20 protein-coding genes are annotated in these 26,178 nt (G+C 59.2%); 9 read left to right on the top strand and 11 right to left on the bottom strand.

The window, feature by feature from the left end; all coding sequences use genetic code 11:
• Positions 1 to 7 precede the first annotated feature (7 nt).
• From IIA05_03575 to IIA05_03595, 5 genes are read left to right on the top strand one after another with little or no spacing between them, the layout of a single operon-like run.
• A complete protein-coding gene (locus tag IIA05_03575; GenBank protein ID MCH9026182.1) occupies positions 8 to 2,020 on the top strand; it encodes a heme-binding protein in 2,013 nt (670 codons plus the stop codon).
• On the top strand, positions 2,001 to 3,806 hold the full coding sequence (locus IIA05_03580) for a hypothetical protein (GenBank protein MCH9026183.1): 1,806 nt from the start codon (positions 2,001 to 2,003) through the stop codon (positions 3,804 to 3,806). The genes IIA05_03575 and IIA05_03580 overlap by 20 nt, the downstream gene beginning before the upstream one ends.
• Positions 3,806 to 7,543 (top strand): hypothetical protein, encoded by a 3,738-nt coding sequence (locus IIA05_03585; protein ID MCH9026184.1) that lies wholly within the window; start codon positions 3,806 to 3,808, stop codon positions 7,541 to 7,543. The genes IIA05_03580 and IIA05_03585 overlap by 1 nt, the downstream gene beginning before the upstream one ends.
• Positions 7,533 to 8,867 carry a hypothetical protein gene (locus IIA05_03590; GenBank protein ID MCH9026185.1) on the top strand — a complete coding sequence of 445 codons (1,335 nt, stop codon included), beginning with the start codon at positions 7,533 to 7,535 and terminating at the stop codon, positions 8,865 to 8,867. Before IIA05_03585 ends, IIA05_03590 begins: the two co-directional genes overlap by 11 nt.
• Positions 8,868 to 8,884: 17 nt before the next feature.
• Positions 8,885 to 9,700 (top strand): enoyl-CoA hydratase/isomerase family protein, encoded by an 816-nt coding sequence (locus tag IIA05_03595; protein ID MCH9026186.1) that lies wholly within the window; start codon positions 8,885 to 8,887, stop codon positions 9,698 to 9,700.
• A gap of 25 nt (positions 9,701 to 9,725) precedes the next feature.
• On the opposite strand, the gene pcaF is transcribed toward IIA05_03595, so the two are convergent.
• The 9 genes from pcaF to IIA05_03640 all read right to left on the bottom strand — a co-directional run bounded on the left by pcaF (position 9,726) and on the right by IIA05_03640 (position 18,152).
• Positions 9,726 to 10,931, bottom strand: coding sequence for a 3-oxoadipyl-CoA thiolase (pcaF, locus tag IIA05_03600; protein ID MCH9026187.1), 1,206 nt, complete (start codon positions 10,929 to 10,931; stop codon positions 9,726 to 9,728).
• A gap of 10 nt (positions 10,932 to 10,941) precedes the next feature.
• Positions 10,942 to 13,017, bottom strand: coding sequence for an enoyl-CoA hydratase/isomerase family protein (locus IIA05_03605; protein MCH9026188.1), 2,076 nt, complete (start codon positions 13,015 to 13,017; stop codon positions 10,942 to 10,944).
• Positions 13,018 to 13,157: 140 nt separating this feature from the next.
• The gene (locus IIA05_03610; GenBank protein MCH9026189.1) at positions 13,158 to 14,240 is read right to left on the bottom strand and encodes a 2Fe-2S iron-sulfur cluster binding domain-containing protein; all 1,083 of its coding nucleotides are present in this window, start codon (positions 14,238 to 14,240) and stop codon (positions 13,158 to 13,160) included.
• A 45-nt stretch (positions 14,241 to 14,285) separates the two neighbouring features.
• Positions 14,286 to 14,798 (bottom strand): phenylacetate-CoA oxygenase subunit PaaJ, encoded by a 513-nt coding sequence (gene paaJ / locus IIA05_03615; GenBank protein MCH9026190.1) that lies wholly within the window; start codon positions 14,796 to 14,798, stop codon positions 14,286 to 14,288.
• A 4-nt stretch (positions 14,799 to 14,802) separates the two neighbouring features.
• A complete protein-coding gene (paaC, locus tag IIA05_03620; protein MCH9026191.1) occupies positions 14,803 to 15,561 on the bottom strand; it encodes a phenylacetate-CoA oxygenase subunit PaaC in 759 nt (252 codons plus the stop codon).
• Positions 15,562 to 15,576: 15 nt separating this feature from the next.
• Positions 15,577 to 15,864, bottom strand: coding sequence for a 1,2-phenylacetyl-CoA epoxidase subunit B (gene paaB, locus IIA05_03625; GenBank protein ID MCH9026192.1), 288 nt, complete (start codon positions 15,862 to 15,864; stop codon positions 15,577 to 15,579).
• A gap of 7 nt (positions 15,865 to 15,871) precedes the next feature.
• On the bottom strand, positions 15,872 to 16,861 hold the full coding sequence (gene paaA / locus IIA05_03630) for a 1,2-phenylacetyl-CoA epoxidase subunit A (protein MCH9026193.1): 990 nt from the start codon (positions 16,859 to 16,861) through the stop codon (positions 15,872 to 15,874).
• 60 nt (positions 16,862 to 16,921) lie between these two features.
• Positions 16,922 to 17,359 carry a hydroxyphenylacetyl-CoA thioesterase PaaI gene (gene paaI, locus IIA05_03635; GenBank protein ID MCH9026194.1) on the bottom strand — a complete coding sequence of 146 codons (438 nt, stop codon included), beginning with the start codon at positions 17,357 to 17,359 and terminating at the stop codon, positions 16,922 to 16,924.
• 4 nt (positions 17,360 to 17,363) lie between these two features.
• The gene (locus IIA05_03640; GenBank protein MCH9026195.1) at positions 17,364 to 18,152 is read right to left on the bottom strand and encodes a 2-(1,2-epoxy-1,2-dihydrophenyl)acetyl-CoA isomerase; all 789 of its coding nucleotides are present in this window, start codon (positions 18,150 to 18,152) and stop codon (positions 17,364 to 17,366) included.
• Positions 18,153 to 18,284: 132 nt separating this feature from the next.
• On the opposite strand from IIA05_03640, the gene paaZ reads away from it, so the two are divergent.
• Positions 18,285 to 20,327 carry a phenylacetic acid degradation bifunctional protein PaaZ gene (paaZ, locus tag IIA05_03645; protein MCH9026196.1) on the top strand — a complete coding sequence of 681 codons (2,043 nt, stop codon included), beginning with the start codon at positions 18,285 to 18,287 and terminating at the stop codon, positions 20,325 to 20,327.
• On the opposite strand, the gene IIA05_03650 is transcribed toward paaZ, so the two are convergent.
• Together IIA05_03650 and IIA05_03655 are read right to left on the bottom strand one after the other, a co-directional pair.
• Positions 20,328 to 21,521 carry a 2-oxo acid dehydrogenase subunit E2 gene (locus IIA05_03650; GenBank protein ID MCH9026197.1) on the bottom strand — a complete coding sequence of 398 codons (1,194 nt, stop codon included), beginning with the start codon at positions 21,519 to 21,521 and terminating at the stop codon, positions 20,328 to 20,330. It abuts the gene before it with no gap.
• A gap of 15 nt (positions 21,522 to 21,536) precedes the next feature.
• Positions 21,537 to 23,720 carry a pyruvate dehydrogenase gene (locus tag IIA05_03655; GenBank protein ID MCH9026198.1) on the bottom strand — a complete coding sequence of 728 codons (2,184 nt, stop codon included), beginning with the start codon at positions 23,718 to 23,720 and terminating at the stop codon, positions 21,537 to 21,539.
• Positions 23,721 to 23,810: 90 nt separating this feature from the next.
• Here IIA05_03655 and IIA05_03660 point away from each other — a divergent pair, with 90 nt between their 5' ends.
• The 3 genes from IIA05_03660 (at position 23,811) to IIA05_03670 (ending at position 26,054) form a co-directional block, all read left to right on the top strand.
• A complete protein-coding gene (locus IIA05_03660; protein ID MCH9026199.1) occupies positions 23,811 to 24,197 on the top strand; it encodes an MAPEG family protein in 387 nt (128 codons plus the stop codon).
• 189 nt (positions 24,198 to 24,386) lie between these two features.
• Positions 24,387 to 24,998, top strand: a complete 612-nt coding sequence (locus IIA05_03665) for an RNA polymerase sigma factor (protein ID MCH9026200.1) — start codon at positions 24,387 to 24,389, stop codon at positions 24,996 to 24,998.
• A 117-nt stretch (positions 24,999 to 25,115) separates the two neighbouring features.
• Positions 25,116 to 26,054, top strand: a complete 939-nt coding sequence (locus IIA05_03670) for a FecR domain-containing protein (GenBank protein MCH9026201.1) — start codon at positions 25,116 to 25,118, stop codon at positions 26,052 to 26,054.
• The last annotated feature ends 124 nt before the right edge of the window (positions 26,055 to 26,178 follow it).

The following is a 26,178-nucleotide window of genomic DNA, read 5'->3' on the forward strand; positions in this document are numbered from 1 at the left end:
CGCGGCAATCGACGCCGGCAGCCTTTTCGGCAAGCCCGCGTGGACCGGCTGCCGATTTTTCTGCTTTGCCCTGGTTCTCGTGCTTTATGGGTGCGGCGGCGGATCGCCTGGCCAGCCCCCGGTCAGTGTGGACCCGAATACTCCACCTATAGGCTGCAGCGGATTTTGCGCCGATACGCCGACTCAACTCAGCGTCGCCGATGTCGAAGGGGTGATCGCGCAAGCGGTTGCGGAGGCGCAGGCTCGCGGAGTCAGCGCGACGATCGCCGTCGTCGACCGGCTCGGCAACGTGCTGGCTGTTTTTCGGATGAACGGGGCGGCAACGTCGGTGACGGTTGCGTCCGGCATGCCGGTCAGCGGCGGCCTCGAACAGGTCAACATCGTGCCGGACTCGATGGCGGCGATCAGCAAGGCGGTAACCGCCGCTTATCTTTCCAGTGAAGGCAATGCGTTTAGCACTCGTACTGCCAGTCAAATCATTCAAGATCATTTCAATCCGCTGGAGACGATGCAACCTGGCGGGCCATTGTTTGGCGTGCAGTTCAGCCAGCTGCCGTGTTCAGACCTGAATCAGCGTTTCAGTGGCGGCCTGCCCGGCGCCGGCCCTTATCGTTCGCCGTTGGGGTTGTCCGCCGATCCAGGCGGATTGCCACTATACAAGGCCGGAACGCCGGTGGGCGGCATCGGTGTTATCAGCGACGCAAGCTATAGCGTCGACCTCGATATTGCGGATCGCGACATTGACGCCGACGAGCTGGTCGCGCTGGCAGGTGCAGCCGGCCTGGCGGCGCCGCGCGAGCGACGGGCGGAACGTATCAGCATCGATGGCAAGACCCTGCGCTTTTCCGATGCGGAGGAGCCCGATCTGTTTGCCGATCCGAATGCCGCGCCATCTTTCTCCAGCATCGACGGCGTTGCCGGCTCGCTGATCGTGGTGCCCGGTTATTCGGGCGGCGCCCCGGTCAGGCAGGGAGTCGCTTTCGGCCAGCCAGCCTCCGGCATACGCCCCGATACCCTGGACTTCGCCGGGCTGGATGCTTTTGTCCTGGTCGATGCCGTCGATGCCGAGAGGTTTCGGCCGCAGGCTGGAACCGATGGCGCCGCGGCGCTTGCCGCGAGTGAGGTCGATGAAATTCTGTCGCGCGCTTTGGCGGTTGCAAACCGGGCCAGGGCGCAGATTCGCCGGCCATTGGGGAGCCCGGCCCGGGTCAGCATATCGGTTGTGGACAGCAACGGCGTAGTGCTGGGGATCGTCCGCAGCCGCGACGCGCCCGTGTTTGGTATAGATGTTTCCTTGCAAAAGGCGCGTACGGCGACGTTTTTCTCGTCCAGCGCCGCTGCCGGTGCGCTGAACGGCGTGCCGCCGGCCACTTATCTCGATGGCGGGCTGGTCGTTCTCCGCAAGGAGCCGTTGTCACAGTATGTTTCCCGGCTCAGGTCATTCCTCGGGCTGCCCACGGCGCTGGCCGATGGCATGGTCGCGTTCTCCGACCGGGCGGGCGGCAATCTGTCCAGGCCGTTTTTCCCTGACGGCATCGATGGCAATCCCGAAGGGCCGTTTAGCAAAGCAACGGGTCAATGGAGTCCTTTTTCAACCGGCTTGCAACTGGACCTGGTGTATAACGCGCTGATCCAGCACGTAGCTTTTGTGCTCGGACTGGCGCCCGATGTGTCCGCCAATTGCACCGGCATAGACGGTTTCGACACTGGTTTTGCCGTTGCTGGGGTAATTCCGGCCCTGGCCAACGGGATCCAGATTTTCCCGGGCAGCGTGCCGATATACCGCGGTACCCAACTGGTCGGGGGGATCGGCGTTTCAGGCGATGGCGTGGACCAGGACGACTTGATCGCCTTTCTCGGAGTACACGAAGCCGCGCTGCAACTGGGTACGATCAACAACGCGCAAATCCAGATGCGCGCTGACAACCTGGTGCCGCAGGGAACCCGGCTGCGTTACGTCAATTGCCCGCCCACGCCCTATCTCGACAGCGACGAACAAAATGTCTGCGACAACAAATAAACTGGCGTCGATAGCGCTGGCCGGTGCGCTGGTTTTGTTTTCGGCGCCCGCGCCTGGCGACCAGCCGGTTCCAGTGGAGGATTCAGTTGCCGTGGATTGTTCGGGCCGGCATGGCGAGCTCCGCAGGCGGCGACCGGGGCGTCCGCGGCCGGCGCCGCCGCCTTGCGATCCCGAGGGGCTGCCCCCGGCGGCGTGGGGAGACTTGCCGGAATTCACGGTCGTGCCGGATCGCTGGCGTATCGTCTCGGCGCTCGGCTACCCGGAGCGTTGGTGGGACCCATACAGTGGCAACAATGTGCTCAAGGGTGACCGGCCGGCATTTGGCGATGACTGGTTTTTCAGTCTGAAAGTCGTATCCGACTCGATCTTTGAATTTCGGCGGCTACCGACGCCGGTGGGCGGCTCGACCACCGAGAGACCCGGCAGCCTCGATATTTTCGGCAGCAGCGATCAGCGGGTCTTTAACCAGTTGTTGATTGTCGAAACCGTGATTTACAAGGGCGACACCGTTTTCCGGCCACCTGATTACGAGTTTCGGTTCATGCCAGTGTTTAACCTGAACCATGTGGCGGTCGATGAACGCGGTTTTTTGAGGGTCAATCCGGCAACCGGCACCAGCCGGAAGGAGGGTTTTGTCGGCATCCAGGGGTTGTTTGTCGACAAGCACCTGAGAAACGTTTCGGAGCGTTACGATTTTGACAGCCTGCGTATTGGCATCCAGCCGATCACAGCCGATTTCAGGGGGTTCTTGTTTCAGGACAGCCCGTTTGGCGTCCGGCTTTTCGGTACGCGCGACAACAATCGCTGGCAATACAATATCGGCTGGTTCAGGCGATTCGAGAAAGACACCAACAGCGGTCTGAACGATTTCCCCAAGCAAAGCCTGGCGGACGCACTGCGTGACGATGACGTATTCCTGTTTAATGTGTATCGGCAGGACTTTCCCTGGCTCGGCTTCAACAGCCAGTTTGTGCTGGTACACAACCGGAACCGGGAAACCGGCGAGGGCTTTTTTGACGACAACGGGTTCATAGTCCGGCCTGCGTCGCTGGGAACCGAGAGGCTACGCGATTATGACGTCAGCTATGTGGGTCTTAATGGCGATGGCCACATCGGCCGCTGGAATCTGACCCTCTCCGGTTACTTTGCTTTTGGAGAAGAAACGCCGAGTGTTTTCCGGGACGGCAAAACCGACATACGTGCTTTTTTTGCTGCGGCGGAAACCTCGATCGATTTCGACTGGTACCGGATTCGGGCAACCATGGTTTATGCCAGCGGCGATGACGATCCCTTCGATGATCGCGCCACCGGCTTCGATGCCATACTCGAAAACCCGCTGATTGCCGGCGCCGACACCAGTTTCTGGATTCGTCAGGCGGTACCGTTTATCGGCGGCGGCAAGGTCGCGTTGTCGGGTCAGAATGGTTTGCTGAACTCACTCAGGCCATCCAAGGGGCAGGCGCAATCCAATTTTACCAACCCCGGCCTGAGCCTGGTCGGTCTTGGCGCCGACCTGGACCTGACGCCGCGGTTAAGGCTTTCGGTCAATCTGAATCAACTATGGTTCAACGAAACGGCGGTACTCGAGGCCAGCCGCAACCAATCCGGGATATCCCGGAATATCGGGCAGGATGTTTCCTTGTCGTTGATTTACCGGCCGCTGATTTCGCAAAACGTCATCCTGCGCTTGTCCGCGTCAGCCTTGCTGCCGGGCGCCGGTTACAAGAGCCTGTTCGGAAATGACACACCGTATGCCATATTGGCCAACCTGGTGATGGAGTACTGATGGTGAGCCGCGCACTACATGTGCTGTCAACCACCTGCCTGCGAACGGCGTTGTTGGCGCTGTTGGTAGTAGTTCCCGACTGGTCGCCGGCCAGCGAGGGTGAGAAGCCGCAGGCCATCGACTACCCCTTTTATCCACCGGCGCCACGGCTGCAGACGCGGGACGCGGCGCGTGCCAAGAGCGCCGGTTGCGTTTCCTGCCACGAGCGTACCGATGCCGCAACGATGCACCGAGGCGATGCGGTCGTTCTGGGGTGTACGGACTGCCATGGTGGTCTTGCCACCATCGGCAGGCCGCAAGGTGCGGAACCAAAAGAGACCGCTTATGACGAGACGATGCGGCGCGCGCATGTGCGGCCCCTTTACCCGGAATCCTGGCACTACCCCGATAGCGCAAACCCGGAGCGCAGCTATACCTTGCTCAACCGGGAGAGCGCCGAGTACGTTCGTTTTGTAAACCCATCGGATTACCGGGTGGCCAGCCAGGCGTGCGGCGCCTGCCACCAGTCGCTGATCGATGCCAATGTGCGCTCGCTGATGGCTACCGGCGCCATGTTCTGGGGCGCCGCCGCTTATAACAACGGCATCCTGCCATTCAAGAAATATATCCTGGGTGAGGCTTATACGGCCGACGGGGAAGCGGCGGCAGTGACCGGTACGGGACTGGCCCCGGAGATTGCGGAAGCCCATGGCGTCTTGCCCGGACTAAGCCCCATGCCCGCCTGGGAAACGGTCAAACCCGCCGATGTGTTCCGCGTGTTCGAACGCGGCGGCAGAAATATCGGCAACCTGTTCCCGGAGATCGGTCTGCCAAACGTCAGCGGCCAGATCCAGCGGCTGGAGGAACCGGGACGGCCGGATATCCGCCAGTCGAACCGCGGGCCGGGAACCGGTGCGAGAATTTCCGTGCCGCTGATCAATATCCACAAGACTCGGCTGAACGATCCGCTGATGTGGTTTCTCGGCACCAACGACCAACCGGGTGACTACCGCTCGTCGGGATGCGCCTCCTGTCATGTGGTCTATGCCAACGACCGTGACCCCCGGCATTCGGGTGGCTATGCGAAATACGGTCACGACGGTGTATCGGCGTCGGTGGACCCAGCGATTCCAAAGGGCAAATCCGGGCATCCGCTCAGGCACCAGTTTACCCGCATGATCCCGACCAGCCAGTGCATGGTTTGCCATATGCACCAGCCGAACATGTTTATGAATACTTATCTCGGTTACACGATGTGGGATTACGAATCCGATGCTCCATTTATGTGGCCAGAACAGCAACAGAAGCTCAGTACCCAGGCCCAGCGCGAAGTTCTGGACCGGAATCCGGAGGGCGCAGTGGTCCGCGGAAAGTGGGCCGATCTCGATTTTCTGCGTGGCGTATCCGGGCTCAATCCACAGCTAAATGACACGCAGTTTGCCGATTATCATGGGCATGGCTGGAATTTCCGGGCCGTTCAGAAGCGCGACCAGACCGGCAGGCTTCTCGACGCCGATGGCAATATCGTCGCCAACGATGATCCGCAGAAATTTCAGAAGGCCGTGCATCTTTCCTCGATTCATCTCGACAAGGGCATGCACTGCGTCGATTGTCATTTCGCCCAGGACAATCACAGTAACGGGCATATCTACGGCGAGGTCGCCAGCGCCATCGAAATCGAATGCAAGGATTGCCATGGGACTGCGCAACAATACCCGACACTGCTGACTTCCGGGCCGGCGGCCCGGCCCGGCGGTTACGATCTGCGCCTGCTGAGAAACCCCAATGGCAAGCGGCGTTTCGAGTGGCGGGGCGGCAAACTGATTCAGCGCTCGTTATTGGACCCTGACAAGGAATGGGAGTTGAGCCTGGTCAAGGACTCGGTCGATCCTGAGCACGACGCGTATAACGCGAAGGCGGCGCGGGCCAAGCTGATGAGCCGGGATGTGCGCACCCAGGAGTGGGGGCCGCAAATTCTAACGGCCGATCTCGCACACCAGGACGAGGAACTGGAATGTTACAGTTGCCATACTTCGTGGGTGACCAGCTGCGCCGGTTGTCATTTGCCGATCGAGGCAAACTGGAAGACCGAGCGTCACCAATATGAAGGTGGGGAAACCCGGAACTACGCGACCTACAATCCGCAGGTTGCGCGCGATCAGATGTTCATGCTCGGTAAACGGGGCCCGGCTAATGACGGCAAGATAGCGCCGGTGCGCTCGTCGTCCGCACTGGTCCTGTCCTCGACCAATGCGAACCGCGAACGCATTTATATACAGCAGGCGCCCGTTGCCGCCAGTGGCTATAGCTCACAGGCTTTTAACCCGCATTTCCCCCACACGACGCGCAAGACGGAAACCAGGACCTGTACGCAATGTCACTTGTCGGCAGACCGGGACAACAATGCCGCGATGGCGCAATTGCTGTTGCTGGGGACGAACTTCGTCAACTTTGTCGGGTTCAATGTCTGGCTCGGCCTGGCAGACGCGGTATCCGCGGTGCAGGTTACGGAATGGGATGAACCGCAGGCGGTGATAGGAAGTTACCTGCAGCGCTACGCCTATCCCGACAATTACCGCGCTCACCAAGGCAATGGCAATGTTCTTGAGCAGGAACATCATCGTGACGCAGGGGCGGCCAGTTGCGTGCAGCTTCGGGGTGAATATCTCTATGCGGCCGAGGGGGCCGATGGGGTCAGGGTCTACGATGTAGCGAACGTGGCCAACAAGGGTTTCAGTCAGCGTATCGTCGGCGCGCCGTTCAGCCCGCTCGGCCATGACTCGCATTTACCGAGTCGCGATGCGACTTGCATCGCCCTGCCCACCAATCAGCCGATCCACCCGCCAAAAAACCAGGGTGAGCTGATGCGGGTAGAAAACCAGGAGCAGCCATTTCATCCGCTTTACAACTACGCGGTGATTTCCGATCGGATAGAGGGGCTGATCCTGGTCGATATCAATACTTTTTCAGATGGCGATCTGGACAATAACTTTGTAACACGCGCTCTGACCTGGGACGGCGATGGTGCGCTGGCAGGCGCACGGCATGTCACGCTGGGTGGTTATTATGCTTACCTGATGACCGAGCGGGGGCTGGTCATCGTCAACCTCGACGATCCTCTGGAGCCGAAGATATCCGCAGTGCTGCCGCTCGATGGCGGTTACGCATCGGCCTTGCAATTCAGATATTTGTTTGTCACCGACAGCACCGGCATGCGGGTGGTCGATGTCACCGATCCGGAGAACCCGGTGCTGGTCGATGGCGCGGGCGTGTCATTGCGCGAGGCGAGAAAACTCTATGTCGCGCGTACCTATGCCTATGTTGCGGCCGGCAAGGATGGTCTGGCCATTATCGACGTCTGGAATCCGGAGCAACCCAGCTTGCTGACGATGTTCGATGCTGGCGGGCAAATCGTCGATGCGCATGACGTTGTCGCCGCGTCGACCAACGCATCGCTGTTCGCTTACCTGGCCGATGGCAAAGGCGGGCTGAAGGTATTGCAACTGACCTCACCGGAATCGCAGCCAAACTTTTACGGGTTTAGCCCGGAACCAAGGCCTGAAATCATTGCGAGTTATCCAACGCGAAGCGCTGCGTTGTCGCTGTCGAAGGGTCTCGATCGGGATCGTGGCGTGGATGAAACCGGTGGGCAGATTGCCGTGTTTGGCCGCAGAGGATCCAGGCCGTTGAACCGTCAGGAGATGGAAGCTCTTTATCTCGATGCGGAAGGAGATCCATGGTATGTCCATGACGAATAAATCTTTGAACAGATTCACAACCCCGCTGATCGGTAGCTTACTGGCTCTCGCGATAATGTTCCCAGTGGGCGCATGGCCCGAGACTTTGCCTGCCGACGATGGCAGAAAGCATCTGGGTGTGGCGTCCTGCGCCGCGTCGCAGTGCCATGGATCGGCGACGACACGCAGCGGTTCCCGCGTGCTGCAAACCGAATACGTGAGCTGGACGCGGTCCGATCCGCATTCCGGCGCTTATCGAACCCTGCTTGGCAAGCAGTCACAGGCCATCGCGGCCCGCCTTGGCTTGAAGGCCGCGGAGAAAGCCGATCTTTGCCTGGATTGCCACGCCGATAATGTAGCCCACAGCTTGCGTGGCGAGCGTTTCCAGATCTCCGACGGGGTTGGTTGCGAGAGTTGTCATGGCGGAGCCGGGCAATGGCTGAGCACCCATGACGACGCAGGCGGGACCAGTCGCGCCGCCAGTATCGAAGCCGGAATGTACCCGGCTGACAAGGTGGTGGACAGGGCGAGGCTGTGTCTATCCTGTCACCTGGGGACAAAAACCAAATTCGCCACGCACACTCTGATGGCTGCAGGTCATCCGAGGCTGGCATTTGAACTGGATACTTTTACCGAACTTTGGCGGACGGCGGGCCGGCAGCCGCATTACCAGGTCGACCAGGATTATCGTGAGCGCAAGGAAGATGCCGGGCACGTGCTCGCCTGGGTATCGGGCGTGCTCGCCGACAGCAGGCAACGCCTTTCCCTGGTCCAGGATCCGGCTTTCCTGGGTAGTGGCCTGTTGCCGGAACTCGGGCTGTTCGATTGTCACGCCTGCCACCGATCGATGAAAGTTGTGCGCTGGCAACCGCGCCAACGCCACCGGGGACTGGCGCTGGGCATGCCCTACCTCAATGACGGCAGCCTGGTGATGGCAATGGCCGTGGCAAAGGGTGCCGGTGGCGCGTTGGTTGACGAATTGGCGGCGGCCGTAGCGGCGTTGCATGCGGCAACAGCGGCGAGTCCCGCGAGCATGCAGGCAGCGGCGGCGGCGCTCGATGACGTGCTTCGACGATTGCAGGCGTACGTCTCGTCCAGGCCGAACCGGATCGACAGCCAGCTCGTTTTGTCTGCGCTTCTGGAAGCGGGTGCGCAGGGAGAATTTGCCGATTACGTTGGCGCCGAGCAGGCCTTTATGGCGATCCAGATGCTGGCCTTCGAAAGCGGTGATCTGTCGTTGCAAAATTATCTGGACATTCTGGCGGCGGCGGTCGAGGATGATGAGCGTTTTCGGCCCGCGGAGTTTGCCAGGTTGCTGCGGTCGTTGAACGACGAAGCATTGTGAAAGGAAGCGATCGGACGATGAACATTGGCAAGTACCAGGAAGACTTCCCGTCACTCCGGTTTTCGGCGCCCAGCGAGAAAGTTTTGGAAATCACGCTCGAGGCCGCGGAGAAACTGAACGCCGCGGACGCGGCCATGCATCGTGACCTGGCCTATGTATGGCGCGACATCGACCTGGATGACTCGGTAAATGCCGTGCTGGTCAAAGGTAGCGGCAAAGGGTTCTCAGCCGGTGGCGATTTCGAACTGATCGAATCGATGATCGAGGACGATGACACGCTGGTGCGCGTCTGGAAGGAAGCGCGTGACCTGGTTTATAACCTGATCAATTGTTCTAAGCCGGTGATTTCGGCCATTCACGGTCCGGCGGTCGGCGCCGGGCTGGCGGTCGGTCTGCTGGCCGATATTTCCATCGTCGCGAAAAACGCCCGCATCCTGGACGGGCATGTCCGGCTCGGCGTCGCCGCCGGCGATCACGCGGCGATGATCTGGCCACTGTTGTGCGGCATGGCAAAGGCCAAATATTATTTGTTGACCAACAAGGCGATAAGCGGCGAGGAGGCGGAGAGAATCGGCCTGGTGTCGCTTTGTGTTGCAGACGACGAACTGTATTCGACGGCGCTGGAAATCGCCATCGAATTGTCGAATGGTAGCCCGAGCGCGATACGCTGGACCAAGTATGCGTTGAACAACTGGCTGCGCATGGCGGGTCCGAATTTCGATACATCGCTCGCGCTTGAGTTCATGGGATTCAGGCAAGCCGATATTCGCGAAGGCCTCAAGTCGCTGAAGGAAAAGCGATCGCCAAAGTTCAGCGACAAATCATCGCTATAGCCGGCCAGACAGCAAGCCGGTCACTTCAAACACTCTCGATAATCATTGCGATGCCCTGGCCGACGCCTATGCACATCGTACACAGCGCGTAACGGCCACCGGTCTCGCGTAACTGGTAGGCGGCGGTCGTGATCAGGCGTGCGCCGGTCATGCCCAGCGGATGACCGAGCGCAATGGCGCCGCCATTCGCGTTTACCCGCGCGGCATCATCCGGCAGACCGAGTTCGCGCAGGACCGCCAGCGACTGCGCGGCAAAAGCCTCGTTGATCTCGATGACATCCATCTGCGCCAGTTCGAGACCGGCTATCGCCAGCACTTTTTTTGTCGCCGGTAGCGGGCCGATGCCCATGATCCGTGGCTCGACGCCGGCTACCGCCATGACGACCACCTTGGCCAGCGGTTTCAGACCGTGCTTTCTGGCTGCCTTGCCCGATGCGAGGAGCAGCGCGCAGGCCCCATCGTTGATCCCCGAAGCATTCCCCGCGGTTACCGTGCCGTCTTTGCGAAACGGCGTTGGCAACCGCGACAGTTTCTCCAGGCTGGTGTCCGCCCGCGGGTGTTCGTCAGTATCCACGATGAGCGGATCGCCGCGCCGCTGCGCGATGCTGACCGGGACGATCTCGTGGGCAAAAAAACCTTTTTTCTGTGCAATCGCAACCCGCTGCTGGCTCGCGAAAGCAAACGCGTCCTGATCGGCGCGGTTGATGCTGTATTGCTCGGCGACGTTTTCGCCGGTTTCCGGCATCGAATCCACGCCATATAGTTCTTGCATCAATGGGTTGACGAACCGCCAGCCCATCGTCGTATCGAACATCTCCGCCCTGCGCCCGTACGCCGTTTCCTGTTTCGGGATCACCAGCGGAGCGCGCGACATGGATTCGACGCCGCCAGCCATAACCAGTGAAGCTTCCCCGGTTTTGATGCTGCGCGCGGCCATCCCGATCGCATCCATGCCCGAGCCGCACAGGCGATTCACTGTGCAGGCCGCGACATCGACCGGCAAACCGGCCAGCAGGCCGGCCATGCGCGCAACATTTCGGTTGTCCTCGCCAGCCTGGTTGGCGCAACCGTAATAGAGATCGTCGATGGCCTTTGGATCGAGGCCGCTGTTCCGGTTCAGAATTTCCGCGATCGGCCTGGCCGCCAGGTCATCGGCACGTACCTGGGCCAGTGACCCGCCATAGCGGCCAATCGGAGTTCGTACCGCGTCGCAGATAAATGCATCGCTCATGATCTATTCCCTAGTTTAGTTTGCCGCCATCACTAGCCAGTGTCGCCAGCAATTCGGGCGCTGACCAGTATTGCGGGCCAAAGCGCTCGCCAAACCCGCGGATCGCCTCATACACTTTGTCCACGCCTATGGTATCAGCATAAAACATCGGGCCGCCGCGATAGCGCGGAAAACCGTAACCGTTCGCCCAGACCACGTCTATATCGCTCGCGCGCAACGCGAAACCCTCTTCGAGTATTTTCGCCCCTTCAAGAACCAATGCATAAATACAACGTTCGATGATTTCTTCGCTGCCGATCTCGCGTTGCTCCACCCCCAGGCGCCCGGCTTCCCGCCGGATCATTTCGCCAACCTCGGGATCCGGTATCGGTGTGCGTGAACCGTTCTCGTACAAATAAATGCCGCGGCCGGTCTTCTGGCCATAACGGCCCTGTTCGGCCAGCATGTCTGAGACCCGGTAATAGCGGGGATCGTCGGGGAGGTCGGTGCGCTCCTGGCGGACCTTGTAACCAACATCGAGCCCGGCGAGGTCGCCGACGGCATTCGGCCCCATCGCCATACCCCAGTCAGTCAGCGCCTTATCAATATGTTCAGGCGCGGCGCCTTCGAGCAACAGAAACTGGTTTTCGCGGCCATAGCCATAAAGCATGCGGTTGCCGACGAAGCCAAAGCAATTGCCGACCAGCACGCCGATCTTCGATAACCGCTTTGCAAAACGCATCGAACTGGCGATGACCTCAGCCGAGGTCCTGGCGCCGCGAACGATTTCCAGCAGTTTCATAATGTTTGCGGGGCTAAAAAAATGCAGCCCGATCACGTCTTCGGGGCGGGAAGTTGCCGAGGCGATCCGATCGATATCCAGCGTCGAAGTGTTGCTCGCGAGTATCGCGCCATCGCGACATACCCGGTCCAGCGTGGCAAACACCTCTTCCTTTATAGCCATGGTTTCGAACACGGCCTCGATGACCAGGTCGGCATCGGCCAGAGCCGAGAAATCGTCGATGAGTTCCAGGCGGGACAACTGCGCCTGCATTTGCGCCTCTGTTTGTCGCCCCTTGCTGACCGCTGCCGCCAGCAACTTTTCGATCGTGGCCCGGCCACGCTCCAGGCCCTGCCGGTCCTTATCGAGCAGGGATACATCCAGACCCGCATTGAGACAGGCCAGCGCGATGCCGGCGCCCATGGTACCGGCGCCGATAACCGCAATTTTGTCGATTTCCCGTACCCCGGTTTCCTTCGGCACATCGGGAACGCGGGCGACCTGGCGCTCTGCGAAAAACAAATGCCGCATCGATGCGCTCTGGCTCGAATCGCGACAAAGGCGAAACAGTTCGCGCTCCTTGCGCATACCGTCATCGAAAGAAAGAGAAACCGCTGCTTCGACGCATTGCACGATTCTTTCGGGCGCTGCAAAGCCCCGCGTGCGGCGCGCGATTTTTTTTCGGTACGCTGCGAAAAAGCCCTCCTCGACATCGATGATTTTGCGCTCGCTGATGCGCGGCAGATTTTTTTGAGCAATCGATCGCGAGGCGAATTCAATGGCGGCTTTTAGTAATTCGTCTTCGGTACATTCATCGACCATCCCCCAGGCCATGGCGGTTGCCGCAGCCACCGGTTTGCCGCCGATCATCATGTCGAGCGCGTGTTCCGCACCGATCAGCCGTGGCAGCCGCTGGGTACCGCCTGACCCTGGTAAGAGACCCAGCTTGACCTCCGGCAAACCCAGTCTTGCAGCGCTGACCGCTACCCGGTAGTGACAGCACAGCGCGGTCTCCAGTCCGCCCCCCAGCGCGGTGCCGTGGATTGCAGCAACCGTCGGTTTGCGGCAGCTGTCCAATTGCGCGAGAACTTTCCGCAGCGAAGGGCTTTGCGGCGGTTTGCCGAATTCACGGATATCGGCGCCGGCGATAAATGTCCGGCCGGCGCAGTAAATAATTAGCGCCTCGATCGCATCGTCGCCGTCTGCTTCGGCAAGACAGTCGCTGATGCCTTGGCGCACGGCGTGAGACAAGGCATTGACCGGTGGGTTGTCGATGGTGATGACCGCGACCTGACTATGCCGGGTCAGAATGACTGTTTCGCTCATCCAGTTTTATTCCCGGTGATGGTGAGCGCTTATTGTAGCGTCTTAGCGGGGAAACTATTAACCGGTGGCGATAGAGGACAAGCCCTCACCCGAAAACCGCGATCCTGGGTGAAAAATGCGGGCCTGTCCTGAGCGGGCGATCAGGTCTTGTCGTAGTCGATGATCAAGGTCCTGCTGAGCGGGCGTGCCTGGCAGGCCAGGATAAATCCTTCCTCGACTTCCCAGGGTTCCAGTGCATAGTTTTCTTCCATCTCCACCTTGCCTTCGCGCAGGTGCGTGCGGCAGGTCGAGCAGACTCCTGCCTCGCAGGAGGCAGGCAATTCCAGGCCATGTTCGCGGCCTGCTTCCAGCAACGTCATGTCATCCATCGGCATGGCGAACTTTTTCGTATGCCCATCGAGGATTACCGTGACGCTGGCGATATTCTCGGCCAGGTCGGCGGGCTGCGGGGCAACGGTTTTCGGCGCCGGTTCGGTTTTCTTGCTGACCGCAAACCGCTCGCTGTGAATATTGCCTCTGCTGATGCCGAGTTCAACGAGAGTTTCCTTGACCGTATCGCTCATCGTGCCGGGACCGCAGATGAAAACTTCATCGGCGGTCAGGCCCGCACAGAAACCCTGGTAGAGCTGGCGGACTTTGTCCGCATCGAAACGCCCGCTGGCGATTTCGAATTCCTGCTCCTCCCGGCTGAAAACGAAATGCAGAGACAGTCGATCGGGGTACTGGTTTTTCAGGGCGTACAGCTCCTCAAGAAACATCGTGCTTTCATGAGTCCTGTTGGCGTAGAACAGGAAAAACCGGCTTTGCGGCTCTGTAGCCAGCGTGGTTTTCGCTATCGACAGCAGGGGAGTAATTCCGCTACCGGAGACGAACGCCACGTAGTTTTTCTTTTTTTCCGCTGATAACGGGGTCTGGAAGTGACCGACCGGCGGCATTGCCTCGAGTACATCCCCGGCCTTCAGAATATTGGCGATATAACCGGAAAACAGACCGTTTTTCTGCACCCGAACGCCAATGCGGAGCTCCGGGTCGTCGATCGCGCTGCATATCGAATAAGTTCGCCTGACCTGTACGCCGTCTATCTCGGCGCGTACCGGCAAGTGCTGGCCCTGGACAAAGGCATACTCATCGCGGAGTTCCTCCGGCACACTCAGATAAACGCACACCGAATCCGGTGTCTCCGGTTCGATCCGGGCAACCGTCAAGTTGTGAAAATGTTTCATGCCGTTACTTTCTTTCGATGCCGTGGGCCGGAGCCTGACGCAATTTCATATGCATTTGAAATATTCGAATGGCTCAAGGCATTCAATGCATTTGTAGGAGGCCTTGCAAGCCGTCGAGCCGAATTCACTGACCTTTTCCGTGTTCTCGGTACCGCACCTCGGACAGGCGACGATGCGTTCCGTTGCGATGGGGTCACCGAGCAGCCTGTCGCGTGCTGCCGCCCCTTTTTCCGGCGGCGCGACGCCATACTTCCGCAATTTCTCGCGCCCGCGATCACTGATCCAGTCGCTGGTCCATGGTGGCGACAACACCCGCTGTACGGATACCTGATCGATACCCCCCGATTGCAGCGACTTGACGACGCTGTCCTCGATGACTTCGGTCGCAGGGCAACCCGAATAGGTTGGCGCGACGCCGACAATCACCTTTGCACCGTCGACTTCCACCGAGCGCACGATGCCAAGATCGACGATGCTCAATACGGGGATTTCCGGGTCGGGTATTTGCTCCAGGATTTCCCAGGCCGATGCTTCAAGGGTTTTGCTCTGAGCCGCCATGGTCTTACCAGTTGGCGCCCGGGTAGGTGCGTTGCAGGCTTTGCATCTCGGCCAGGATGTAACCTAAATGCTCGCTGTGATGGCCTTGCTTGCCACCGGAATCCATCCAGCAGTCTGCCGGTTTTTGCAAAGTGGCTTTGCTCAGCAACGCATCGATTTGCCGATGCCATTGTTCGCGCAGGACTGCCAGATCCGGTCCTTCCCATTCTGAGCGCATGATTCGATCGACCTGGTCAGCCTCGAACAGCTCCCCGGTGTAGGTCCACAGGCGATCGATCGCGTGCTGCACCCGCCGGTGGCTTTCATCGGTGCCGTCGCCGAGACGAATCAGCCAGTGGCTGGCGTGGCGAAGGTGGTAAGTGGACTCCTTGACCGCACGCGCGGCTATTTCAGCGAGTTTCGTGGCCGGGGATGACATCAGGGCCTCCAGCTGGAGAGAATAAAATGTTTCGAACAACACCAGCCGGGCGATGGTCTCGCCGAAATCCCCGTTTGGCTGTTCGAGCAGCAGGACATTGCCGTAATCCCATCCATCACGGAGAAAACAGATATCGTCTTCGCTTCGCCCCTTGCCATCGAGTTCACCGGCGTAAGAGAAAAACATTCGCGCCTGCCCGACATAGTCGAGCGCGAAATTGGCCATCGCCATTTCTTCTTCGAGCTCCGGGCCGTGGCCAACCCACTCGGAAAGGCGCTGCGCCATGACGATGGCATTGTCCCCCATGCGCGTGGCATATGTGACCAGTGCTTGTACTTTGGTCATCTGGTCGGCCGGTCCTTATATATTTTCGACATCGTCCGGAATCTTGTAAAAAGTCGGATGGCGGTAGATCTTGTCGGCAGCCGGCTCGAACAATGAATCGCTGTCTGCCGGGTCGGAGGCGATGATCTCGGTGGATCTGACAACCCAGATGCTGACGCCCTCGTTGCGCCGGGTATACAGATCGCGTGCATGGTCAAGCGCCATCGTCTCATCGGCGGCGTGAATACTGCCAAAATGGCGGTGGCTCAGACCCGATCGGGCGCGGATGAATACTTCGAATAATGGCCAGTCCTGTTTACTCATGTTTCCCTCATGCTGCGTCTCTTGCCGCTTGTTTTTCCGCGTAGGCGCTCGCGGCTTTCCGAACCCAGCGGCCATCATCGTGGGCCCTGTTGCGGGCTTCCAATCGCTCACGGTTGCATTTTCCGTTGCCCTTGAGCACTTCCCAGAACTCCTCCCAGTCGATTTCCCCAAATCGGTAGTGGCCGGTTTTTTGGTCAAAAACGAGATCCTCATCCGGCATCTTGAGCCCCAGGTATTCGGCTTGCGGCACCGTCGCATCGACAAACTTCTGGCGCAGTTCGTCATTGCTGATGCGCTTGATTTTCCAGGCCATCGACTGGGCGCTGTGCTCCGAGTTCTTGTCGCTGGGGCCGAACATCATCAGCGATGGCCACCACCAGCGGTTCAGGGCGTCCTGCGCCATGCGCTTTTGCTCATCCGTGCCCCGGCACAGTTCGAGCATGATTTCATAGCCCTGGCGCTGGTGAAAACTCTCTTCCTTGCAGACTCGGACCATGGCCCTGGCATAGGGGCCGTAGGAGCAGCGGCACAGCGGAATCTGGTTCATGATCGCGGCGCCATCGACCAGCCAGCCGATCGTGCCGATATCGGCCCAGGTAATCGTTGGGTAATTGAAAATACTCGAGTACTTGGCTTTCCCGCTGAGCAAGTCAGCGACCAGGTTGTCGCGGGATACCCCCAGCGTTTCCGTGGCACCGTATATATACAGGCCATGACCGGCTTCATCCTGAACCTTGGCCAGCAGTATGGCTTTGCGCCGGAGCGTCGGCGCGCGGGTAATCCAGTTGCCTTCGGGCAGCATGCCGACGATCTCCGAATGGGCGTGCTGGGACATCTGCCGGATCAGGGTCTTGCGGTAAGCCGATGGCATCCAGTCTTTGGGCTCGATTTTCTCATCGGCGTCGATCCGCGCCTGGAATGCAGCGAGACGCTCGGGGGTGTCGCCAGGATCGGCGGCCGACTTTTTCTGTTTTTGGTCAAGACCTTGGGTATACATGGAAGCTCCGCAAATGCCCGGGCAATAAACCCTGAGAATTATAAGCGCATTTTGATGCCGCTACGCCTGATCCAGGCCATCGAGCAGCGATCTGTCCAGCGCGCTCGACCGTCCCTGGAACATGGCAACCAGCAGATCGTCCTGGTTGCGTACGCTGACTTCATAGAGGCCGGCGCGCCCGCCACGGTGTATTTCCCTCGCATTGGCGCGCAGCACATCGCCGGCGTGTACCGGTTTGAGGTAATCGATACTCGCCCCGGCTGCCACCGTGACCCGGTCGTAGGCATTGCAGGCAAAGGCGAACGCGGTGTCCGCCAGCGCAAAAATATAGCCGCCATGGCAAATGCCGAAGCCGTTGAGCATGGCGGCGGTTATGTTCATGCGTGCCTCAGCCGAGCCGGGCTCCGGGATCGTGACCTCGATGCCCAGTGCCTGCGACGCCAGGTCTTTCGCATACATTGCATCCCGGCACGCCATGGCTTGCTCAAGATCAGTCATGCGCCTACCTGCCCTTGAATTTTGCTTCGCGTTTTTCCATGAACGCTGCTACGCCTTCCTGGTAATCCCCGGTACGACCGGCTGCCTGTTGCAGGTCGCGCTCAAGATCCAGTTGCTGGTCCAGCGTGTTGCCCCAGCTCGCGTTCAACGCCTTCTTGATCAGCGCGAGGCCACGGGTTGGCTGGCCGGCGAAATGCACACACAAAGCTTCCGCCTCGGGCATCAATTTTTCATCGTCGACACAACGCCAGATCAGGCCCCATTCGACCGCCTGCTCCGCACTGAGCGAATCGCCCAACATGGCCAGCGCCGTCGCTCGCGCAGGTCCAAGCAGTCTCGGCAATATCCAGGTGCCGCCGGAATCCGGGATCAACCCCAGCTTGCAAAAGGCCTGGATGAATTTCGCCGATTTCGCCGCGATAACGATATCGGCCGCCAGCGCCAGGTTGGCCCCGGCCCCGGCCGCGACGCCGTTTACCGCACAGACGATCGGCATTTCCAGGTTTCGTAACCGGCGGATCAACGGGTTATAAAAATTCTCCAGCGTATAGCCCAGGTCCGGTGGTTCCGCGCCCGGTAAAACCCGTCGCTCAGACAGATCCTGGCCAGCGCAGAAGCCGCGGCCGGTTCCGGTCAGCAATAATACCCTGCAATCGCCCGCCTCCACTGAGTCCAGAGCAGCGCTGACTTCTCGGTGCATCGCCTCATTGAAGCTGTTCAGGCTTTTCGGGCGGTTCAGCGTCAGCCTGGCTATGCCGTCGGTGATGCTGAATTCGATGTTTGCAAAACTCATTTGTGCTCCAGGTTTTTTCCAATCGCCTGGCCGTGGCACCTGTATGCGCCCGGCGGGGCGGTTATCGTATGCACTCGACTGAGTGATCGGCTATTCTGTGCCGCCCGCCACTAAATCGCAATGAGGTTTGTCATGAAGCTGCAGTCATTCGCAGAAAACCGCTGGCAGCAAGGCGCCACCGATGGCGTACAACTGGTCAGTGCCGTAGATGGTGGAGAGATCGCCACCTCGTCGAGCGAGGGCCTGGATTTTGGCGCGATAGCGCATTACGCGCGCACCACCGGTGGCGCCAATCTTCGCAAGTACACTTTCCACCAGCGCGCCAACATGCTCAAAGCGCTGGCCAAATACCTGATGGAGCACAAAAAGGAATTCTATGCGCTTTCCGGCAAGACCGGCGCGACCCGCACGGATTCCTGGATCGATATAGACGGTGGCATTTCCACGCTTTTCGTGTTCTCCAGCAAGGGCCGGCGCGAAATGCCCAATGACCACGTTTATGTCGATGGTCAACCCGAGTTTCTGTCGAAGAAGGGCAGTTTCGTCGGGCAACATATATTCCTGCCGCTCGAGGGCGTCGCCGTTCATATCAACGCGTTCAACTTTCCTTGCTGGGGGATGCTCGAAAAACTGGCGCCGTGCCTGCTCGCAGGCATGCCGGCGATCGTCAAACCGGCGACCAGTACCTCCTATCTCACCGAGGCGATGGTCAAACGGATTATCGAATCCGGCATATTGCCCGATGGCGCTATCCAGTTGATCTGCGGCAGCGTCGGCGATCTGTTCGACCACCTGAACTGTCAGGATGTGATCGCGTTTACCGGCTCCAAGACCACGGCGGAATTGCTGCAACAGCACCAGACCGTGATCGCTCAATCGGTGCGCTTTACCGCGGAGACCGATTCGCTGAACGCATCGATACTGGGACCGGATGCGCAGCCCGGCACAGCCGAGTTCGATCTTTATATCCAGGAAGTGGTTCGGGAGATGACCGTGAAAGCCGGTCAGAAATGTACCGCCATACGCAGGATAATCGCGCCCGCCGAGTTCAGCGGTGAACTGGTCAACGCACTGGCCCAGGCGCTCGGCAAGGTCCGCGTCGGTAACCCGGCCAACAAGGAAGTCCAGATGGGCCCGCTCGCCAGCCAGGGTCAGCGTGAGGAAGTCAGGGAGCGGATAGCCGAACTCAGTGGTGACGCAGAAATGATTTACGGCGATCTGGAGAATTTCGAACTGATCGATGCCGATACCGAAAAAGGCGCTTTTTTCGCGCCCGTGCTGCTGCATTGCCAGAAACCGCTGACCAGCCGGGCGGTGCACAGCGTTGAAGCGTTTGGGCCGGTCAGCACGGTAATGCCCTACGACACGCTGGACGAGGCTATTACCCTGGCGCGGATGGGTGAGGGCAGCCTGGCCGGTTCGATATTCACGGGTGACGATGAAATTGCGGAAACGCTGGCGCTGGGCATCGCGCCGTATCACGGTCGCCTGGTGATCATCAATCGCGATTCGGCCGGTGAATCGACCGGCCACGGCTCGCCGTTGCCGCACCTGGTGCATGGCGGGCCCGGCCGGGCCGGTGGCGGGGAGGAAATGGGCGGCATACGCGGTGTATTGCATTACATGCAACGCACTGCCTTGCAAGGGTCGCCAACGACGCTCGGCAAGATTGCGCGACGCTGGATACGCGGCGGCAAAGAGAATGTCGAGGAGGTGCATCCGTTTGGCAAATACTTCGAAGAACTCGAGATCGGCGACACGCACCACACCGCATCGAGAAAAATAACGGTAGAGGATATCGAGAATTTTGCCGAACTCAGCGGCGATAAATTCTATGCGCACATGGATGACGAGCTGGCTGCAAAAAACCCGTTTTTCGAAGGCCGGGTCGCACATGGCTATTTTATCGTATCGATGGCGGCGGGGCTGTTCGTGCAGCCTGATTTCGGACCGGTGCTGGCGAATTACGGGCTCGACGACCTGAGATTCGCGCAACCGGTCTATATGGGCGACGAGTTGAAAGTCCGGCTGACCTGCAAGCAAAAGACGATGCGCGAGGGCGAAGATTACGGTGAGGTTCGCTGGGATACCGAAGTGAGCAATCAGGACGGGGAAATCGTTGCCGCTTACGATGTGCTCACGATGGTGGCAACGCGCAGCCAGATGCCCGGTTGATCAGTCCGCCCAGCCCTCGAGCGCAGAAACGAATACCGAGAGGAACTTGTTGGTTTGGTGCGCGTCCAGCGCACGGTGATCGATAGTCAGGGTCACATAGCACAGCGGCCGGATTTCCATTTGCTCCTGGCCGTCGGCTTCGACGACGACAACTCTTTTCTCCAGTTTGCCGATACCGAGGATCGCGTTTTGCGGTTGGTTGATGATGATCGGCGACGCCATCAGGCTGCCGCTGACCCCATGATTTGAAATCGTGAACGTGCCGCCGCTTACGTCGTCCTGGCCCAGCTCGCCCTTGCGCGCTTTGTCGGTCAGGGTTTGCAGCTTCCCGGCGATCGCGTCCAGCGTCATCTCCTGCGCCCGGTGAATGACCGGCACGATCAGGCCCTCGTCGCCAAGCGCCGTGCCGATGCCGATATTGATATCGCTAAACAGTTCCAGGCCTTCATCGTGGAAACGGCTGTTGACTTCGGGTACCGCGCTCAGCGCCGCGACCGCGGCTTTGACGAAATAGGCGGTATAGGTCAGTTTTACGCCCTGGTCTTCCAGGCCGACGCGGTTTTTCGCCCGGTGCGCGATGACGGCCGACATGTCCGCCTGGAACACACAGGTGACATGGGGTGCGGTCTGCACGCTTTTCACCATGTGCGCGGCGATGCGTTTGCGCATCGCCGTATGCGGCACGATCGTCCCTCCGCCGGATGCTGCGAGCGCGTCCCGATTTTTCGCCGCACTCGATTCGCCGCCCGCGATATGGTTTTCGACGTCTGCGCGGGTGAGCCGGCCATCCCGGCCGCTACCCGTGATCTGAGAGGCATCCAGGCCGTGCTTTTTGAGCAGTTTTTTTAAGCCCGGGCTCAATTTCGGCTGGTCAACGGCTACCGCGGTTTTTATCGCGGCAGCCGATTCGGCCGGTTTTTCAATTGCACCGGTTGTTACCTCGGCCGTGGCGCCCGCCGCGATTCGACCCAGCACGGCGCCGGGCTCGACCAGGCTTTGTTCTTCGACCAAAAGCTCGTGCAAAACGCCGCTGGCTGGCGAGGCGATCTCAACGACCACCTTGTCGGTTTCCAGTTCGATCAAAGGCTCGTGCAGCGCGACCGTATCGCCGGCTCGCTTGAGCCATTGCATCAGCGTCGATTCAGTCCCTTCTTGCTGGTCTTCCGGCACGACGATGTCGATCAGTTCTGGCATTCGCTTCCCCGGGCGTTAGTACTCAAGCAGTTTGGTCATTTTTCCGGCTATTCCAGCTACATCCGGAACCACCGCATGCATCAGCAGCGGATTGTGCGGACTGGGGATATCCGGCATGGCCAGCCGCTCGACTGGCGCGTCCAAGTCGAAAAAAGATTCGCTGGCCACGGTCGCGACTATCTCCGCGCCAAAACCGGCGGTCATGTTGTCCTCGTGTACCACCAGGCAGCGCCTGGTCCTGGCGACCGATTCCAATATGGCTTTCTTGTCCCATGGCATCATCGTGCGCAGATCGATAACCTCTACGCTGCCATCTACCTGGCCAGCTGCAATTTCGCAACGCGGCACCATCGCGCCCCAGGTCACGACGGTCAGGTCTGTGCCGGACCTGGTGATTTTTGCTTTGCCAAATGGCAAAAGGTATTTGTCGCCGGGGTAGGGTCTGCGCGCCCATGCATCGTCCAGCATCGAGCGGTGTTCAAAAAAGATCGTCGGGTTGTTGCTACGCAGCGCCGCGCGCAACAGGCCGGTTGCGTCCTCGGCATTGGATGGCACGGCAACCTGCCAGCCGATGCCGTGTGCCCATTGCACTTCATTTGTCTGGCTGTGCCAGGGATCGCCGCATTTGAAAAAACCACCGGGGATTCTGACTACTATCGGTGCGGCAAAGCGGTTGTTGGTCCGCCATCTCATCGTGCCACAGTCATTCAATTGCTCCGCTGCCGGGTCGGCATACTTGCGAAACTGGAGCTCGGGCACCGGCATCAGGCCGGCTACCGCCATGCCCACGGCACGGCCGATGATGCCTTCTTCCGAAAGGCTGGTATCGAAAACCCTGTTGACGCCGAATTTTTCCTGCAAACCCATCGTCGCCGCATGCACGCCGCCCTTGGGTCCGACGTCTTCGCCAAAGACAGTAAGCTTCGGGTTGCTTGCCAGTTCATATTCGAGTGTACGGCGAATGGCCGTCAACATGTTGATTCGCGTGGGCTCGGGTTCCGGTTGTTCGCCGGATTCGGGAAAAACATGACCGCTGACGGCCAGGCCGCCTTGTTGTTGTATCTCGGGTTTGCCGTCAGGCCCGGCTTCGCAAAAAACATGCCGCTCGATGGTTGCCGGATCGGGCTGGGTCCTGGCGAGTGCCGACTCAAGCGCATCGGCGACTACCCGTTCGACTTCCTGTTCCAGCTTTTCCCAGGCGGCTTCGTCGATCAACGCCGGAATCAGGTAGTCACGTAGTTTTGGTAGCGGATCACGGGATTCTTCTGCGGCGATGATCTCGGCCGATTTGTAGGCCTGGGTATCTTGTGCCGAGTGACCGGCCAGCCTGGGTACGGAAAGCCTTAGCAGGGCCGGTCCGGCGCCGCTGCGAACGTGGTCGACCGCCTGGCGGATCAGCCCGGCCGCCGCGGCCGGTTCTGTGCCGTCGCCATCCAGGACCCGCAAATTCTCAAACGATTTGAGGTTGGCTGCGATGTTTGCCCCTGGCGTCTGCAGCGTGGATGGCGTCGAGATGCCATATGCGTTGTCCTCGATATAGAACAGCATCGGCAGTTTCAGTGTCGTCGCCATCGTCAGTGCAGACCAGAATCCATTGGTCGCTACCGATGCGTCGCCGCCGAGGGCAGCGCCGATAGCACCCTTGTAGCTATCGTCGCCGAGTTCATCTGCGTGATAAAGAATTGACTGCGCCCAGCCGGCGACCGGCGTGTATTGCGCCCCGACTCCACCGCACATCGGCAGGACCGTGGCGCCACCAGTCGAAGGAAGGTTGAAAACAACCCCGATGTCGCGGCCGTCACTGAATCCGCCGGAGCGCGCCAGCGGGCCGGCGAACGCATCTTCGATCGATAGCCCGATCGCCAGCAGCGATGGCCTGGACCGGTAATAACCGCTGGTCGCATCGTGCGGATGGTTCAGCAAGGAACCCAGCAGGATCTGCGCCAGGTCATGGCCACGCGCAGAGAATTGGTAAAGCACTTTCTTCTGTGGGACCAGTTCGCTTTCCTCGATCCGGTCGATGGCCCGCGAGGTCAGCATCAGGCGCGCAATTTTGAGCCAGTCAAAAGCAGGGTCAATACTGTCATCGGAACGAACCGACGCTTCTTGTGCTATTTCCGAACTCACAGATGCAATGCCTGGTGCTTTGGGGGAGTGCGAATAATACCCGCCCCGCGGGCAGCTTGGCCAGAGCCGCATCATTTGTTTCCCGCTTGGATTAAGATGACTGCTATGGTTTGGGTGGGCCCGGTTATCCCGGTGCGGCAGGGTTAAACAGGAGGAAGAAACGTGGATATTGTGGCCATCGTCAGCGCCCTGATTTTGATCGAGTATTGGGTCATTTCTTTTCTGGTTGGAGTGGCGAGGGGGAAGACCGGCGTGAAGGCCCCGGCCATGCAGGGTGCGCCGGAGTTCGAAAGGATCAGCCGCGTACAGCAAAACACGCTGGAGCAATTGATCGTCTTGCTGCCGGCGATGTGGCTGTTCGCTTTTTATGTGCACCCGGTGATAGCTGCCGGTCTGGGTGTCTTGTTCCTGATCGCACGAATAATTTACTGCCGCGCCTATCTCAGGGAGCCGTCAGGCAGAGGGCCGGGGTTTGCTATCGGGCAGATTGCGCAGGCGATTTTGCTGCTTGGTGGTTTGCTCGGCGCGATATTGGCTTTGCTCAATTAGCAAATCCAGATTCAAGATCACTTTATCGGCGGGCGATTGCGCCGGCCGGTGGTCACCGTGGCAGGCAGAGGACCCGACGACTTTACTGCGCTGCCGCAATCCATCGTGAGAAAATCGGGGTATTCGCTCTTGGGGTAACCGATTTTCGTGTGCGGCGGGGTCTAATAAAGAGGCGACCCAGGATCGGCCATGCTTCTTTATCTTGAAGACAAACAGCTAGTGCAACGAATGCTGACGGGCGATCAGCGTGCGTTTGATCAGTTCTTTACAGAGAATTTCCAGCGGCTGTATCGATTCGCGCTCAGCCGCGTGCCGGACGATCCTGAAAGTTGCAGGGAAGTCGTCAATTCGGCGCTGAGCAAGGCGATCAGGAACCTGCACAAATTCAGGGGCGAGGCGGCGTTGTTTACCTGGCTATGCGCGATTTGCCGGAATGAGATCAGCGACTGGTTGGAACAGCAGGGCCGATACCGCCAGCACATCTTGCTAACCGAGGATTTTCCAGAGATCCGGGCGGCGGTTGACTCTTTCCAGACGCCACTTGCGGATGACCCGGAGTGGAATATGCAACGCCTGGAGTTCGTCAGGTTGATTCACGTTGCCCTAGACCGCCTGCCGGCCAGGTATGGCGATGCGCTGGAGTGGAAATACATCGAGGGTTACTCGATTCGGGAAATTGCCGGGCGAATGGGGATCGGTGAAGAAGCGGTGCAGTCGCTGCTCGCCCGGGCCCGCAGAGCATTTCACGATGTTTACGGTTCGCTGACGACCCATGACATTAGTTCACGGGTCTCTACCTGAAGGTTGTGCAGATGTATGAATAAGCGAAATAAAAACCAAACCCAATCGGCTGACGAGGTTTTTAGCAGCTTGCTTGGACAGGCTTCGCCCAGACGAAAGGCACCTGAAAGGGATGAGTTGGAAATCCGACAGGCTGCGCTGGCGGAATGGAAAAAGATAACGGGAAAACGCAGGGCAAGACGCCGCCTGGTTTCGCTGGCTGTCGCGGCGACCGTGGTAATGGTATTGGCATCCCTGATCAATGTCAGTCGTCTTGCGGAGACAGATATGGACCTTCAACAGCTTGCCAATGTTGAAAGACGAATTGGCGAAATCATTATATTTGAACCAGCCACCGATACCTGGCGTGGGCTGGCAGAGAGCGATGTTGTGCTTTCTGCCGGGCAAATCATAGCAACCAGCGGCGGCGCCAGGATAGCTGTCTCATGGAATGCCGGCGGTTTGCTGAGGATAGACGAAAAGACGCGCGTGTCTCTAACCGCCAACGACCAAATACAACTGCTTTCTGGTCGACTTCATTATGATTCGAAGTCCCTTTACTCAAACCAGCAACCGCTAGTCAACCTGTTGATTGAAACACCCTATGGCAAAGTTCGGCACATGGGCACGCAATTCATGACCGACCTCGCGGGTGGTGCACTGTCGGTCAGCGTGCGTGAGGGCGAAGTCGCGATCAGTGGCGACAGCATGGAAACGCTGGTACTTGCCGGAGAGAAGGTAATTATCAGCGAAAGCGGCATCGAGGTTCGTCAGTCCATTTTGCCGTACTCGGACGAGTGGAAGTGGGCCCAGGAAATTGCGCCGGCATACGAGCTTGATGGCCGCAGCATGGCCGAGTTTCTGCAGTGGATAAGCCGTGAGTCTGGTTTTCTTATTGAGTATGAGACAGAAAGCGCTAAATCCTTGGCCGAGGAAACGATACTACACGGCAAAATCGATTTGCTGCCCATGAAGGCGTTGGAAATCATGTTTCAGACCGCTGACCTGGTGTACGAATTGCATGGCGGCGTGATTCTGGTCAGTACCCGGCAAACTTCCCGAGCATTCGGCAGCTGATCTGGAGATTTGTTGTGCCGGTACCGATCATCAGAAGAAGGGCCGGTCCTTGGTATACTGAGAAGCATGCGTCGTACCGTTAATTTGTCCGACGAACCCGGTTCGACAGCCATATCGAACCAAG

It is taken from the genome of Pseudomonadota bacterium, from assembly GCA_022572885.1.
Classification (GTDB): domain Bacteria; phylum Pseudomonadota; class Gammaproteobacteria; order Steroidobacterales; family MnTg04; genus MnTg04.

Excerpts from the sequence above, each read along its gene's own strand:
- paaI (MCH9026194.1), bottom strand. The coding sequence starts at position 17,359 with ATGACTGATCTTGAGCAAGCCATGGCGTGCCGGGATGCAATGTATGCG.
- IIA05_03590 (MCH9026185.1), top strand. The coding sequence starts at position 7,533 with ATGACGAATAAATCTTTGAACAGATTCACAACCCCGCTGATCGGTAGC.
- paaC (MCH9026191.1), bottom strand. The coding sequence starts at position 15,561 with ATGACCAAAGTACAAGCACTGGTCACATATGCCACGCGCATGGGGGAC.
- IIA05_03640 (MCH9026195.1), bottom strand. The coding sequence starts at position 18,152 with ATGAGTTTTGCAAACATCGAATTCAGCATCACCGACGGCATAGCCAGG.
- IIA05_03585 (MCH9026184.1), top strand. The coding sequence starts at position 3,806 with ATGGTGAGCCGCGCACTACATGTGCTGTCAACCACCTGCCTGCGAACG.
- pcaF (MCH9026187.1), bottom strand. The coding sequence starts at position 10,931 with ATGAGCGATGCATTTATCTGCGACGCGGTACGAACTCCGATTGGCCGC.
- paaB (MCH9026192.1), bottom strand. The coding sequence starts at position 15,864 with ATGAGTAAACAGGACTGGCCATTATTCGAAGTATTCATCCGCGCCCGA.
- IIA05_03595 (MCH9026186.1), top strand. The coding sequence starts at position 8,885 with ATGAACATTGGCAAGTACCAGGAAGACTTCCCGTCACTCCGGTTTTCG.
- paaJ (MCH9026190.1), bottom strand. The coding sequence starts at position 14,798 with ATGGCGGCTCAGAGCAAAACCCTTGAAGCATCGGCCTGGGAAATCCTG.
- IIA05_03605 (MCH9026188.1), bottom strand. The coding sequence starts at position 13,017 with ATGAGCGAAACAGTCATTCTGACCCGGCATAGTCAGGTCGCGGTCATC.
- IIA05_03665 (MCH9026200.1), top strand. The coding sequence starts at position 24,387 with ATGCTTCTTTATCTTGAAGACAAACAGCTAGTGCAACGAATGCTGACG.
- IIA05_03610 (MCH9026189.1), bottom strand. The coding sequence starts at position 14,240 with ATGAAACATTTTCACAACTTGACGGTTGCCCGGATCGAACCGGAGACA.
- paaA (MCH9026193.1), bottom strand. The coding sequence starts at position 16,861 with ATGTATACCCAAGGTCTTGACCAAAAACAGAAAAAGTCGGCCGCCGAT.
- IIA05_03580 (MCH9026183.1), top strand. The coding sequence starts at position 2,001 with ATGTCTGCGACAACAAATAAACTGGCGTCGATAGCGCTGGCCGGTGCG.
- IIA05_03650 (MCH9026197.1), bottom strand. The coding sequence starts at position 21,521 with ATGCCAGAACTGATCGACATCGTCGTGCCGGAAGACCAGCAAGAAGGG.
- paaZ (MCH9026196.1), top strand. The coding sequence starts at position 18,285 with ATGAAGCTGCAGTCATTCGCAGAAAACCGCTGGCAGCAAGGCGCCACC.
- IIA05_03655 (MCH9026198.1), bottom strand. The coding sequence starts at position 23,720 with ATGCGGCTCTGGCCAAGCTGCCCGCGGGGCGGGTATTATTCGCACTCC.